The organism is Microbacterium sp. oral taxon 186 str. F0373 (assembly GCF_000411455.1).
Taxonomy (GTDB): Bacteria; Actinomycetota; Actinomycetes; order Actinomycetales; family Microbacteriaceae; genus Microbacterium.
Window position 1 is genome coordinate 207,830 of the sequence record NZ_KE150457.1, and the last position, 12,926, is coordinate 220,755.

Here is a 12,926-nt window from a genome sequence, read left to right on the forward strand (position 1 = left end):
CGCTGCGCACAGGCGTGGCTAGAGTGAACGCCGTGACCTCCTCCTCCGCAGGCTCCTCGACGGCGAAGAGCCCCCGCACGCGCTCGGTCCGACTTCCCGGCGGACTCGGCATCACCGCCGGCCTCATCGGGTGGTTCATCCTCGTCGAGATCGTCAGCGGCATCCTGCAGGGCTATTACGTGCCGCTGTTCAGCGACATCGTCGTCTCCCTCGGCATCCACGACTCCGACGTCAACTGGTTCGAGGCGGCACAGCTGCTGCTGTCTGCGCTCGTCGTCCCGGTGCTGGCGAAGCTCGGCGACATGTACGGGCACAAGCGCATCCTGCTCATCGCTGCGATCCTCACCGCCGGGGCGACGTGGTGGCTGGTGTTCGCGACCTCCTTCTGGAGCTTTCTCATCGCGTGGGCGCTGCAGGGCTTCTACGTCGTCTGGCTCCCGCTGGAGATCGCCCTCATCTTCGAGCGCGGGCGGGTGCAGCAGCGCGGGGTCTCGACGACCCGCCGCGCGGCGGGTCTGCTGGTCGTCGGGCTGGAGGCAGGGGCGATCATCGGTGCTCTCGCCGCCGGGCGGATCTTCGCCGCGAGCGGCCAGAACCTCACCGCGACGCTCGTCGTGCCGGCGATCGCGGTGACGCTCGTCGCACTGGTGATCTGGATCGGCGTTCCCGAATCCGCACCCGAGGGCGGACGAAGCCTCGACACGTGGGGCTTCGTGCTGCTCGCGTGGGCACTGCTGCTCGTGACGGGCGGTCTGGCCTGGATGCGGATGATCGGCGAGCTCGCGCTGGGCGCCGGGGCCTGGGTCTGGGTCATCGCTCTGCTTCTCGCCGGGATCGCGGTGTTCGTGTGGTTCGTGCGCTTCGAACTGCGTCAGGACGACCCCGCGGTCGACATCCGCGTGCTGCGCCGGCCCGAGATGTGGCCTGTGCAGGCGACCGCGTTCCTGATCGGGATCAGCCTGCTCGGCGCCCAGGGGCCGCTGTCGACGTACGCCGGCACCGATCCCTCCCTCGGCTACGGACTCGGATTGGATGCCACGCAGCGCTCGAACATCATCGGCGTCTACCTCGTCTCCCTCATCGTGGGCGCCGTGCTGTTCGCCGTGACGTCGCGTCGGGCGAGCCCCCGTGTCGTGCTGATCGCGGCATCCCTGCTCGTGGGTGTCGGCTATCTGCTGTTCCTGCCGTTCCACCGGGAACTGTGGCAGGTGCTGCTGAACCTCTCGATCGCCGGGCTCGGCTGCGGCGCGCTCGTCGGGGCACTGCCGGCGGCCGCGGCGGCCGCCGCCCCACGCGGGCAGACCGGCATTGCGACGGCGCTCACCAATACGACCAAGACGATCGGCGGGTCGTTCTCGTCGGCCGTCTTCGGTGTGGTGCTCGCGGCGGGAGCCGGCGCCGTGGCCAGCCAGACCGCGGCCTCCCTCGGCGGCTACCTCACGGTGTGGGCGATCTGCGCCGGCGGCGGCTTCCTCGCCGCCCTGCTGCTCGTCTTCGTCCCGAAGGTCGCGTTCGCCGACGCCCCCGCGTCCTGATCGCACCCGCCCCCACGCATCGGGACGTCAGCCGCGCGGGCGGAGGCGACCGCGCGCGAGCAGGTGCTGCGCGGACTGGGCGACCGGGCGCATCGTCACGAGGTCCAGGTTGACGTGGCCGGGCGCGTTGAGGGCGTACGCGATGACGTCCGCGACATCGTCGGCGATCAGCGGGTGCTCGACGCCTTCGTAGACCTTCTCGGCCGTGACGCTGTCGCCGCCGAGTCGGTTGAGCGTGAACTCCTCGGTGTGGACCATCCCCGGTGCGACCTCGGTGACGCGAATCGGCTCCCCGTTCAGCTCCAGGCGCAGGGCGTGCACGAGCATCGCCTCCCCCGCCTTCGCCGCGTTGTAGCCGGCTCCCCCGGGGTAGGCCGTCTGCGCCGCCGTCGACGTGACATAGAGCGTGTCGGCGTGGCCGCCGTCCTCGATGCCGGAGCGCAGCAACGGCAGCAGCGCCGCCGTCACCAGCTGCGCCGAGAGCACGTTCGCCTCGAACATCCAGCGCCAGTCGGCCGGGTCGCCGTCTTCGACCCGATCGGTCCCCCGCGCACCGCCGGCGACGTGCACAAGGGCGTGCACCGCCCCGGTGCGGGCGACGTGCTCGGCGAGCGCCGCCACGTCGGCTTCGTTCGACAGGTCGGCGGCGAACGACGCCGACCCCGTCTCGCGATCCAGAGCCACCAGCCTCTCCGCGCGGCGGGCCACGCCCACCACATCCCAGCCCGATGCCCGCAGCGTCCGGACGGTCGCGGCGCCGATCCCGGAGCTCGCTCCCGTCACCACGGCGCGACGACGATGGTCCTGAGGGCTCTCCTGCGGCGAAGTCATGCCCCCACGCTACGACACGGCCTCGGATGCCGAGACGCGCGCCGTTCGTTACGTCACATTTCCCGACCGTTGTTGACAACGGGCGCGAACCCTACTGTCGGTGGTGGCCGCGGCATCCGATCTCGGCTCCCCCTCCTCTTCCGATTCACCCGATGGAGCCCGACATGTCCGCATCCGAGAACTGGCGCTTCGAGACCACGCAGATCCACGCGGGCGCGCAGCCCGATCCCGTGACCAAGGCGCGTGCCACGCCGATCTACCAGACCACCTCCTACGTGTTCGACAACGCCGACCACGCCGCGAACCTGTTCGCGCTGGCAGAGTTCGGCAACATCTACACCCGCATCCAGAACCCCACGCAGGATGTCGTCGAGCAGCGCATCGCCGCGCTCGAGGGCGGCACGGGCGCCCTCGTCGTCGCATCGGGTCAGGCTGCGGAGACCTTCGCGGTGCTCAACATCGCCGAGGCCGGGGACCACATCGTCTCGTCGAGCTCGATCTACGGCGGCACGTACAACCTCTTCAAGTACACGCTGGGCAAGCTCGGCATCGAGGTCACGTTCGTCGAGGACCAGGACGACCCCGAGGAGTGGCGCCGCGCCGTCCGCCCGAACACGAAGCTGTTCTTCGCCGAGACGATCGGCAACCCGCAGATCAACGTGCTCGACATCCGCACGGTCGCCGACGTCGCGCACGAGGCCGGGGTGCCCCTCATCGTCGACAACACGATCGCGACGCCCTACCTCATCCGTCCGTTCGAGCACGGCGCCGACATCGTCGTGCACTCGGCCACCAAGTTCCTCGGCGGCCACGGCACCGTCATCGGCGGCGCGATCGTCGACGGCGGCACGTTCCCGTGGTCCGAGCACGCCGACCGCTTCCCCGGCCTGACCACGCCCGACCCCTCGTACCACGGAGCGGTGTACACGCAGGCGGTCGGCGACGGGCTCGCCTACGTCATCAAGGCGCGCGTGCAGCTGCTGCGCGACCTCGGCGCCGCCATCTCGCCGCAGAGCGCGTGGCTGCTCATCCAGGGCATCGAGACGCTGTCGCTGCGCATCGAGCGTCACGTGCAGAACGCGCAGGAGATCGCCGAGTGGCTCGAGAACCACGAGGACATCGCCTCGGTCAACTACTCGGGCCTTCCCACCTCGCCCTGGTACGCCGCCGCGAACCGCTACGCCCCGAAGGGCGTCGGCGCGGTGCTCTCGTTCGAGCTGAAGGGCGGCGTGCAGGCCGGCCGCGAGTTCGTCAACGCGCTCGAGCTGTTCAGCCACCTCGCCAACATCGGCGACGTCCGCTCGCTCGTCATCCACCCGGCATCCACGACGCACTCGCAGCTGACCCCGGAGCAGCAGCTCACGACGGGGGTCACGCCGGGCCTGGTGCGTCTGTCGGTGGGTCTGGAGAACGTCGAGGACCTCAAGGCCGACCTGGAGCAGGCGCTCGCGGCCGCGCGCAAGGTCTCCGAGGCCGCCCGCGCCTGAGCCCTTCTCCTCCGCGGAGCACGAGACCCGTCCGACGGGCCACGAACTCCGCAGGATGCCGCGAACTCCGCAGCCGGAACCGCTTCCCGCTGCGGAGTTCGTGCGTATCTGCGGAGTTCGTGGTCGTAACAGTCCGTTCGGGGCGGCCGCGACCCGGGAGAATGGACGCCATGGACTGGCAGACCTCCGAGGACACGGTGCCGAGCGCACCGATCACGGAGGCCGATGCGCGCCTGCTGCGCGGCCGTCCTCCCGCAACAGGCGCCTGGCGCGACGGCGACCCCGCCGGAGACCGCCGCTTCGCCGCCTTCGGCGCGTTCACCACCGAGGGCGGCCGAGAGCTGCCCGGCATCCGCATCGCGTACGAGACGTGGGGAGAGCTGTCGCCTGCCCGCGACAACGCGGTCCTCGTACTGCACGCGCTCACCGGCGACAGCCACGTGAGGGGCGCGGCCGGTCCGGGCCATCCCACCGCGGGGTGGTGGGACGACATTGTGGGCCCCGGAGCTCCCATCGACACCGACCGGTGGTTCGTCGTCGCACCGAACATGCTCGGCGGATGCCAGGGCTCGACCGGTCCGTCCTCGATCGCCCCCGACGGCTACGAGTGGGCGGGACGCTTTCCGTACCTCACGATCCGCGACCAGGTCGCCGCGCAGGCGCTCCTCGCCGACAGCCTGGGAATTCAGGTGTGGGCAGCGGTCATCGGCGGTTCGATGGGCGGCATGCACGCCCTCGAATGGGGCGTGGGACTGCCCGATCGCGTCGCGCGGCTCGCGGTGCTCTCCTCGCCCCCCACCACGACGGCCGACCAGATCGCGCTCAACGGCGTGCAGCTGGAGGCCATCCAGATCGATCCGCGCTTCGCCGACGGCGAGTACTACGATGCTCCCGACGGGGAGGGGCCGCACCGCGGCCTCGCGCTCGCACGACGCATGGCCCTGCTCAACTACCGCAGCCCCACCGAGCTCAACCAGCGCTTCCAGCGCTCGTGGCAGTCGGGCAAGAGCCCGCTCGGTCACGGCGGGCGCTTCGCCGTGGAGAGCTATCTCGACTTCCACGGCAACAAGTTCACGCGGCGCTTCGACGCGAACGCGTACATCACGCTGGTCGAGGCCATGAACTCGCATGACGTCGGGCGCGACCGCGGCGGCGTCGAGGACGCGCTCGCGCGCGTCACCGCGACGACGCTCGTGCTCGGCACCGACAGCGACCGCCTGTTCCCGATCGATGGGCAGCACCGCATCGCCCGCGGCATCCGCTCGACGATCGACGACGGCGCGATCGTGCTGTCGAGCGACTTCGGCCACGACGGCTTCCTCATCGAGACGACCGCCGTCGGCGCGCACCTGCGGCGGTTGCTGCAGGCCTGATCCGGCGTCAGGCCACCGCGGCGGGGGTTCGTGAGGAGCGCGCCTCGATGCCGAAGCTCACGAGGGCGAGCACGAGGCCGGATGCCGCGAGCAGCGCTCCCACCCAGACCGGTGCGACGAAGCCGAAGCCGGCCGCGATCACGACGCCGCCGAGAAACGCCCCGGTGGCGTTGCCGATGTTCAGCGCGGAGTGGTTCAGCGCCGCGGCGATCGACTGGTTGTCACCGGCGACGTCCATGAGCCGCGTCTGGATCGACGGGCTCAGCACCGAGGACACGAAGCCGACGAGGAAGATGAACAGGCCGAGCGCGACGAGCAGTCCCGCCGTGAACGCCAGAAGCACCTGCACCACGACGAGAGCGCCGAGGCCCGCGAGCATGGTGCGTTTCAGGTTGCGATCGGCGAGGTGGCCGCCGACGAGATTGCCGATCGTCATGCCGATGCCCATGACGATGAGGATCACCGGCACCACGGCCGCGGGAGCTCCGGCGACCTCGGTGACGATCGAGGCGACGTAGCTGTACGCCGCGAAGAACCCGCCGAATCCGATCGCGCCGACGCCGAGCGTGAGCCACACCTGGCCGATGCGCAGTGCACGCAGCTCCGCGCGAAGCGTCCGATCGGGATCGCCCGCGTGGGCGGGAACGGTCAGCGCGATCATCACCGCGGCGAGCGCGAAGATGAGGGCGACGACGAGGAACGCGATCCGCCACCCGAAGCGCTGTCCGAGGAAGGTGCCCAACGGCACGCCCACCACGTTGGCCACCGTGAGCCCCGTGAGCACGAACGCGACGCCCTTGGCCCGGTTACCCGGCCCCATGACGTCCGCGGCGACGAGCGCCCCGATGCCGAAGTACGCACCGTGCGGCAGGCCCGCCAGCACGCGGGATGCCGCGACCAGCTCGAACGTCGGTGCCAGCAGCGTCAGCGTGTTGCCGAGGGTGAGGGCCACCGCCAGAGCCAGCATCACGCGATGGCGCGGATACTTCGCGACGATCCCCGCGATCGTGGGTGCGCCGATGACCACGCCGAGCGCGTACAGGGTGATGAGCCATCCGGCCTGCGCGACGGCATCCTCCGGAGAGGCCGCCCAGGTGGCGGGAAGCAGGTCGGCGGAGATGTTCGGGAGCAGGCCCATGACGACGAACTCGGTCATGCCGATGCCGAAAGAGCCGACGGCGAGCGAGAGGAGCGCCCACATCGCCGCACCCCTCGACGGGGTCGAGGAGATCACCCGGCCATGCTACCGGTCGCCGGCGGCGTCCCGGGCGGCCTCCCCGTCGACCTCCAACGCCGCGATCGCCGTCTCCAACCGTTCGATCTTTCCATCGAGCTCGCCGGTGCGGCCCAGGCGGATGTCGGCCTTGAGCACCAGCGAGACGCGTGATCCGAACGGCATGACGGCATCCGTCGCGGCCTTCACGACCGCGAACACCTCGTCCCACTCCCCCTCGATCTCCGTGAACATCGAGGTGGTGCGGTGCGGCAGACCCGAGTCGCGGACGACCTTCACGGCGGCGGCGACCGCGTCGTGCACCGAACCGTCGGCGGCGGCCGGCGTGTGAGGGGCGGTGCCGCTGGGGGCGACGGAGAAGGCGACGAGCATGACAGCTCCTTCGGATCGGTGACGACGGGATCGGTGATGACGGGTCAGGGGACGAGCGGGGCCACGGCGCGATCGCGGGGTGCGCGCACCGAGACGGCCGATGCGGGCGCACGACGGGCGATGGCCACGAGGCGCACGACCATCCACACGAACATCGCGCAGAGCACGAGGTTGCGAAGGGTCAGCAGGCTCACCGGCACGAACTGCGGGAAGAGCACACCGTTGTAGGTGAGGGGGTAGACGAGTTGGGTGAGCAGCGCGGCGAACAGCGCTACCGACGCCGGGGCCATCCAGCGACGACGATCGATGACGAGCCCGAGCACCACCGACGGAACCAGCCAGCACAGGTACTGCGGCGAGCCCACCTTGTTGAAGACGATGAACCCGAGCACGAAAGCGAGCGAGAGCGTCGGGAACAGCGTCGCGTAGCGAACGCCCCGCCTCACGGCCCATGCCCCGAGGGCCGCGACCACCATCATCGCCAGGACGAGCGCGGGAGTCATAGCGGCGATCACCGGATCGATCTGGGTGCCGGCGACCTGGAACGTCAGCAGATGCTGGTCGTAGTACACCCAGAACCCGCGGATGCCGAGCAGAGCACCCCAGAGGTACGGCATGCTGACCGGCGCCTCCACCTGGAGACCGCGCGTCGTCTGGTCGCCGATGAAGCCGAAGGCGTGCGCCCCACCGCCGAGAGCGCCGATCGCGAGCAGTGTCGCCGCGCTCACGAGCGCCGCACCGCCCACGAGCGCACCGCGGCGACGCAGCGCCACGATCGCGGCGGCCAGGATTGCGGCGGGCCACACCTTCATCCACGTCGCGACCGACAGCAGCACCGACGCCACCCACGGACGCCCGATGAGCCAGAGGCACCCGAGCACGGCCAGCGCCACGGTGAAGCCGTCGAGCCGGTACAGCCCGACCGGGCCGAGCAGCGCCACGTAGGCGAGCCAGAACCATGCGGCCGTCACGCGTCCCGCCGAGCGGGCGCGTCCGACGAGCACGGCGAACGCAACGGCATCCGCGGCGATCACGACGATCGCCCAGCCGACGGTGTAGCCGGCGATCCACGCGAACGCGTGCGCCAGCAGCATCGGCAGGAGCGCGAGCTGGGGATAGACCCACGACTGGTCGATGCCGACGATGCCGTGCCCCTGCAGCGCGCTCGTCGACCACGGTTCGTAGACGCGGTAGACGTCTCCCATCGGTTCGTTGGGCAAGACGAAGCCGAGCCAGGCGACACCGACGTGAACGATCGCGAAGGCGGTCCACAGCACGCTCCGCCTCATCATCCCCCCATCCTAGGGAGGCGACCTCAGCGTTCCGAGACGAGTTCCCCCACGACCCTCGCCACCGCACGGGCCACGTCGAGAGCGACCAGCGGACCCCCGCCGTGGCGGGCGGACGCGGCAGCTCCCGCCCGCCCGTGCATCCAGGCCGCACAGGCAGCGGCATCCGCGAGACGATCCGGAGCTCCAGCCGCCAGCGCCCCCAGGATGCCGGCGAGCACGTCGCCCGTGCCGGCCGTCGCCAGCCACGCGACACCCGCCGTCACCGAACGCAGCGTCCCCGAGGGCGTTGCGATCAGCGTCGTGGCCCCCTTCAGCAGCAGGACGGCGCCGGTGACGGCAGCCGTCTCGAGGGCAGCCTGCTCCCGGTCGCCTGCCGGGGCCAGACCCAGTCGATCGCGCAGTGCGGCATGCTCGCGGTCGTGGGGCGTCAGCACCAGCGGCGCGCGATCCCCGGTGAGGGCGGATGCCGCGACGACGAGATCCAGCGCGCCGGCATCGACGACGACCGGCACCTGACCGGCGAGGATCGTCCGCACCGCCGCGGTCTCGGCAGCGGTGCGGGTGGCGGGAGACGTGCCCGAGCCGACCACCCACGCCTGCACCCGCCCGTCGGCCGTCACCGTCTCGGGGCGACGCTGGAGCACGAGATCGGCGGCCCGGCGCGGACCGAGGTAGCGCACCATCCCCGTCCCTGTCCGCCACGCGGCCTCGACGCCCAGAACAGCCGCTCCGGGAAACTCCTCCGACCCGGTGCGCATGCCCACCACGCCACGGGAATACTTGTCGTCGTTCGCCGTTGGCACCCTGAGGAAGGTGGCCGTCTCCGGCGCCGTCCACGGCGAGGGTGCGCTCATGCGCGCCACTGTACCCCTCTCACCCGCCCGCCCGGGCGTTGGACGAGGCCCACCACGCCGCCTCGGAACGCCCTCACCCCCACACGGAGAGTCACGATGAGCCTGCTGTTCACCCCGTACGAACTGGCCGGACGCACCGTCCGCAACCGCCTCTGGGTCGCGCCAATGTGTCAGTACTCGGCGACCGACGGTGTGCCCAACGACTGGCATCACGTTCACCTCGCCCAGTTCGCGTCCGGCGGCGCCGGTGTCGTCATCGCCGAGGCGACCGCGGTGACCCCCGAGGGACGCATCTCCCCCGAGGACGTGGGCCTCTGGAACGACGAACAGCGCGACGCGTGGAGGCCCATCGCTGCCGCGATCCGCGCCCGCGGAGCTCTTCCCGGCGTGCAGCTGGCCCACGCCGGGCGCAAGGCCTCGACCTTCTCACCGTTCTCCGGGCGCCGCGGCAGCGTCCCCGCCTCCGACGGCGGATGGACCACGCTCGCCCCCTCCGCCATCGCCTACGACGGGTTCGCGGCGCCGGAGGCCTTGGGTGCCGCGGGCATCCGCCGCATCGTCGAGGCGTTCGCCGCCGCCGCGGAGCGCTCCGTCGCCGCGGGCTTCGACGTGCTGGAGATCCACGCGGCCCACGGGTACCTGCTGCACCAGTTCCTCTCCCCGCTCTCGAACCTCCGGGAGGACGAGTACGGCGGCAGCCTGGAGAACCGCGCCCGGCTGCTGCTGGAGGTCGTCGACGCCGTCCGCAGCGCCGCCCCAGATGCCGCGGTTCTCGCGCGCTTCTCGGCATCCGACTGGGCCGACGGCGGCTGGGATGCCGCGCAGACGGCGACCGTCGCCGGATGGGCAGCCGCGCGCGGCGTCGATTTCTTCGACATCTCCAGCGGCGGTCTCGTCGCCCACCAGCGCATCACGACCGGCCCCGGCTACCAGGTACCGCTCGCCGCCGAGGTGCGCAGCGACGGCGCCGTGCCCGTGAGCGCCGTGGGCGAGATCACCTCCGGTGCACAGGCAGAGGCGATCCTGGCCTCCGGCGACGCCGATGTGATCCTCGCGGGCCGCGAGTGGCTGCGCGACCCGCACTTCGCCCTTCGCGCCCAGGTGGAGCTCGGCGAGGCCGATGCCGGCCTCTGGCCGCCGCAGTACCTGCGCGCCCGCCCCGCGACCCACTGAGGACGCAACGGCGTTTCGACTCGCTCCGCTCGCTCAACGACCGGGGGGCGACCCCCGGTCGTTGAGCGAGGCCCGCAGGGCCGAGTCGAAACGCCGCTCCGACTCAGTAGCCCCGGCGCGTCGCGTCGTGAACTTCGCCGACGAGCTCCTCGATGATGTCCTCGAGGAAGAGCACCGCCGTCGTCTCGCCCTGGGCGTTGCGCACCTGCGCGAGGTGACGGCTGGTGCGGCGCATGAGGGCCAATGCATCCTCCAGGTCGGTCGTCTCGGCGACCGGCACCATGTGGTGGATGCGCTTCGGCTTGATCGGCACGGCGACCTTCTCATCGGCGCCGGCGCCCTCAGCCGCGCGGAGTACGTCCTTGAGGTGGACGTAGCCGAGAGGGATGCCCTCGGCATCCACGATCACGTAGCGCGAGAAACCGTGCTTGGCGACGGCGCGCTCGATCTCGTCGGGCGTCGTCGTCTCGGGAAGCGTCACGAGCTCAGACAGGGGCACGGCGACGTCCCGCGCCTTCTTGTCGGTGAACTCCAGCGCGGCCGTCACGGCACCGGAAGCGTCGTCGAGCACACCCTCGATCCGTGACTGGTTCACGATCGTGGCCACCTCGTCGAGGGTGAACGTCGACGCCGCCTCGTTCCTCGGCTCGACCCGGAACAGGCGCACGATGTGGTTGGCCAGCCAGTTCAGCGCCACGATGATCGGGTAGAAGATCTTCGAGGTCCACACCAGCGGTGTCGCCAGCATCAGCACGGCCCGATCCGGGAGCGAGAACGCGAGGTTCTTCGGCACCATCTCGCCGAACACGACGTGCAGATACGACACGAGGACCAGGGCGATGGCGAACGCGACGCCGCCGATGACCGCCTCGTTCCAGCCCGTCAGCCCCAGCGGCACTTCGAGGAGGTGATGGATCGCCGGCTCGGACACGTTCAGGATCAGCAGCGAGCAGATGGTGATGCCGAGCTGACTCGTCGCGAGCATCAGCGTGGCGTGCTCCATCGCGTACAGCGCGGTCACCGCGGTCTTGGAGCCCTTCTCGGCCAGGGGCTCGATCTGCGATCGACGCGCGGAGATGACGGCGAACTCGGCGCCGACGAAGAACGCGTTGAACGCGAGCAGCACGACCAGCCAGGCGATTCCGGCCCAGTCGCTCATCGGCCCTCACCCGCCTCGCGCGTCGTGTCGGACGCCTCGGCGCCCTCCGGCATCGGGTGGGGTGTGAACTTGACCCGGTCGACGCGTCGGCCGTCCATGCGCTGCACCTCCAGCGTGCCGTCCTCCAGCTCGATGCGGTCGCCGACGACGGGGATGCGCTCCAGCATCGACATGAAGAAGCCGCCGACCGTGTCGTATACGTCTCCCTCCGGCACGCGGATGCCTGTGCGGTCGAGGACTTCGTCGGGACGCAGCTCCGCCGGGAACGTCACCGCCCCAGCCACGCGCACGACGCCCGCGCGGGAGCGATCGTGCTCGTCGAGCACCTCGCCGACGATCTCCTCGACGAGGTCCTCCAGCGTCACCACGCCGGCGGTGCCGCCGTACTCGTCGACGACGACGGCCATCTGATAGCCGCGCGAGCGCAGCTCTGACATCACGGCGTCGAGGTGGACGGCTTCGGGCACCCGCAGCGGCTCGGTGGCGATGGCCGCCGCCGGGACATCGGCGCGGCGCTCGCGTGGCACGCTCACGGCCTGCTTGAGGTGCACGATGCCGGTGATGTCGTCCATCGACTCGTCGTACACGGGGAAGCGGCTGTGGCCGGTGCGTCGGGCGAGCTGGATGACGTCCTCGACGCTGTCTCCGGCGGCGACGGCGTGGATGCTGGGGCGCGGGGTCATGACGTCTGCGGTCGTGAGCCGCGCGAAGGTCAGGGTGCGATCCAGCAGCGACGCAGTGTCCTCTTCGAGCAGGCCCGCGCTCGCGGAGCGGCGGACGAGGCTCGAGAGCTCCTCCGCCGTGCGGGCGCCGGACAGCTCCTCCTTGGGTTCGACCCCCATCCCCCGCAGGATGCCGTTGGCGGAGCCGTTCAGGACGGTGATCGCGGGGCGGAACACCGTGGTGAACGCGACCTGGAACGGCATGACGACCTTCGCGGTCTGACGCGGGATGGCGAGCGCGAAGTTCTTCGGCACCAGCTCGCCGAGGATCATGGAGAAGGTCGTGGCGACCGCGATCGCGACGGTCGTGGCGACGACGCGCACCACCGTTTCGGGAACGCCCCACCCACTCAGCACGAGGCTGAGCAGTGTGGTCAGGGCGGGCTCCATCGTGTAACCGGTGAGCAGGGTGGTCAGCGTGATGCCGAGCTGCGCGCTGGAGAGGTGGGTGGAGGTGATCCGCAGCGCGCTGATCGTCAGCGACAGCCGCGACTCTCCTGCGGCCTGACGCGCCTCGAGGTCCGCGCGGTCGAGGTTGACGAGGGCGAATTCGCTCGCGACGAACAGTCCGGTCCCGATGGTGAGCAGAAGCCCCACGCCCAGCATGACGAGTTCCATCACACGTCACCCCCGATCGTGATCGGGGAGGGTCGGTGGGGCGATCGTCTGCAACTGGGAGGGTCGTCCATGGTGCGAAGAAGTTTACGGCACCTGGCCCGCGTCGGCGCTGGATGCCGCGGGCATCCGCTGCCGAAATCGGCATCCGCTGCTGACACTGTCGCAGCCCGGACCGATTTCTGCAGCGCGACCGGGCGTGCAGCGCCTCCTCCCCAGAGCGGATGGCGGCACGTCTGTCCACGCGGTTGCTGAGGGGCGCGTGGAGAGGCACGTCCG

Annotated in this window: 11 protein-coding genes; 4 read left to right on the forward strand and 7 right to left on the reverse strand. The window is 70.7% G+C overall.

Features of this window, described 5'->3' with window-relative positions; genetic code table 11:
* Positions 1–32: 32 nt before the first annotated feature.
* The gene (locus HMPREF1529_RS00990) at positions 33–1,535 is read left to right on the forward strand and encodes an MFS transporter (protein ID WP_232212025.1); all 1,503 of its coding nucleotides are present in this window, start codon (positions 33–35) and stop codon (positions 1,533–1,535) included.
* Positions 1,536–1,562: 27 nt separating this feature from the next.
* Here the strand turns inward: HMPREF1529_RS00990 and HMPREF1529_RS00995 are convergent, their stop codons facing one another.
* Positions 1,563–2,366: an SDR family oxidoreductase gene (locus HMPREF1529_RS00995; RefSeq protein ID WP_016463344.1), complete on the reverse strand. Its 804-nt coding sequence runs from the start codon at positions 2,364–2,366 to the stop codon at positions 1,563–1,565.
* A gap of 164 nt (positions 2,367–2,530) precedes the next feature.
* Between HMPREF1529_RS00995 and HMPREF1529_RS01000 the strand changes: the two genes are divergently transcribed.
* Entirely contained in the window at positions 2,531–3,853 is a 1,323-nt protein-coding gene (locus tag HMPREF1529_RS01000) for a bifunctional o-acetylhomoserine/o-acetylserine sulfhydrylase (protein ID WP_016463345.1), read from the forward strand.
* A 170-nt stretch (positions 3,854–4,023) separates the two neighbouring features.
* Positions 4,024–5,226: a homoserine O-acetyltransferase MetX gene (gene metX / locus HMPREF1529_RS01005; RefSeq protein WP_005048358.1), complete on the forward strand. Its 1,203-nt coding sequence runs from the start codon at positions 4,024–4,026 to the stop codon at positions 5,224–5,226.
* A gap of 7 nt (positions 5,227–5,233) precedes the next feature.
* Here the strand turns inward: metX and HMPREF1529_RS01010 are convergent, their stop codons facing one another.
* From HMPREF1529_RS01010 to HMPREF1529_RS01025, 4 genes are read right to left on the reverse strand one after another with little or no spacing between them, the layout of a single operon-like run.
* The gene (locus HMPREF1529_RS01010) at positions 5,234–6,427 is read right to left on the reverse strand and encodes an MFS transporter (protein ID WP_016463346.1); all 1,194 of its coding nucleotides are present in this window, start codon (positions 6,425–6,427) and stop codon (positions 5,234–5,236) included.
* A gap of 42 nt (positions 6,428–6,469) precedes the next feature.
* Complete coding sequence (locus tag HMPREF1529_RS01015; RefSeq protein ID WP_016463347.1) at positions 6,470–6,832, reverse strand: thiamine-binding protein; 363 nt, start codon at positions 6,830–6,832, stop codon at positions 6,470–6,472.
* 44 nt (positions 6,833–6,876) lie between these two features.
* Positions 6,877–8,124, reverse strand: coding sequence for a glycosyltransferase 87 family protein (locus HMPREF1529_RS01020; protein ID WP_036282597.1), 1,248 nt, complete (start codon positions 8,122–8,124; stop codon positions 6,877–6,879).
* 23 nt (positions 8,125–8,147) lie between these two features.
* The gene (locus HMPREF1529_RS01025; protein WP_036282888.1) at positions 8,148–8,978 is read right to left on the reverse strand and encodes an ADP-dependent NAD(P)H-hydrate dehydratase; all 831 of its coding nucleotides are present in this window, start codon (positions 8,976–8,978) and stop codon (positions 8,148–8,150) included.
* 96 nt (positions 8,979–9,074) lie between these two features.
* Here HMPREF1529_RS01025 and HMPREF1529_RS01030 point away from each other — a divergent pair, with 96 nt between their 5' ends.
* Positions 9,075–10,151 carry an NADH:flavin oxidoreductase/NADH oxidase gene (locus HMPREF1529_RS01030; protein WP_005048347.1) on the forward strand — a complete coding sequence of 359 codons (1,077 nt, stop codon included), beginning with the start codon at positions 9,075–9,077 and terminating at the stop codon, positions 10,149–10,151.
* A 103-nt stretch (positions 10,152–10,254) separates the two neighbouring features.
* On the opposite strand, the gene HMPREF1529_RS01035 is transcribed toward HMPREF1529_RS01030, so the two are convergent.
* Positions 10,255–11,310 (reverse strand): hemolysin family protein, encoded by a 1,056-nt coding sequence (locus tag HMPREF1529_RS01035; protein ID WP_005048345.1) that lies wholly within the window; start codon positions 11,308–11,310, stop codon positions 10,255–10,257.
* Complete coding sequence (locus tag HMPREF1529_RS01040; protein ID WP_036282600.1) at positions 11,307–12,650, reverse strand: hemolysin family protein; 1,344 nt, start codon at positions 12,648–12,650, stop codon at positions 11,307–11,309. The genes HMPREF1529_RS01035 and HMPREF1529_RS01040 overlap by 4 nt, the downstream gene beginning before the upstream one ends.
* Positions 12,651–12,926: the final 276 nt, after the last annotated feature.

Coding starts and splice junctions, on each gene's coding strand:
- HMPREF1529_RS00995 (WP_016463344.1), bottom strand. CDS start 2,366: ATGACTTCGCCGCAGGAGAGCCCTCAGGACCATCGTCGTCGCGCCGTG.
- HMPREF1529_RS01000 (WP_016463345.1), top strand. CDS start 2,531: ATGTCCGCATCCGAGAACTGGCGCTTCGAGACCACGCAGATCCACGCG.
- metX (WP_005048358.1), top strand. CDS start 4,024: ATGGACTGGCAGACCTCCGAGGACACGGTGCCGAGCGCACCGATCACG.
- HMPREF1529_RS01010 (WP_016463346.1), bottom strand. CDS start 6,427: ATGTGGGCGCTCCTCTCGCTCGCCGTCGGCTCTTTCGGCATCGGCATG.
- HMPREF1529_RS01015 (WP_016463347.1), bottom strand. CDS start 6,832: ATGCTCGTCGCCTTCTCCGTCGCCCCCAGCGGCACCGCCCCTCACACG.
- HMPREF1529_RS01020 (WP_036282597.1), bottom strand. CDS start 8,124: ATGATGAGGCGGAGCGTGCTGTGGACCGCCTTCGCGATCGTTCACGTC.
- HMPREF1529_RS01025 (WP_036282888.1), bottom strand. CDS start 8,978: ATGAGCGCACCCTCGCCGTGGACGGCGCCGGAGACGGCCACCTTCCTC.
- HMPREF1529_RS01030 (WP_005048347.1), top strand. CDS start 9,075: ATGAGCCTGCTGTTCACCCCGTACGAACTGGCCGGACGCACCGTCCGC.
- HMPREF1529_RS01035 (WP_005048345.1), bottom strand. CDS start 11,310: ATGAGCGACTGGGCCGGAATCGCCTGGCTGGTCGTGCTGCTCGCGTTC.
- HMPREF1529_RS01040 (WP_036282600.1), bottom strand. CDS start 12,650: ATGGAACTCGTCATGCTGGGCGTGGGGCTTCTGCTCACCATCGGGACC.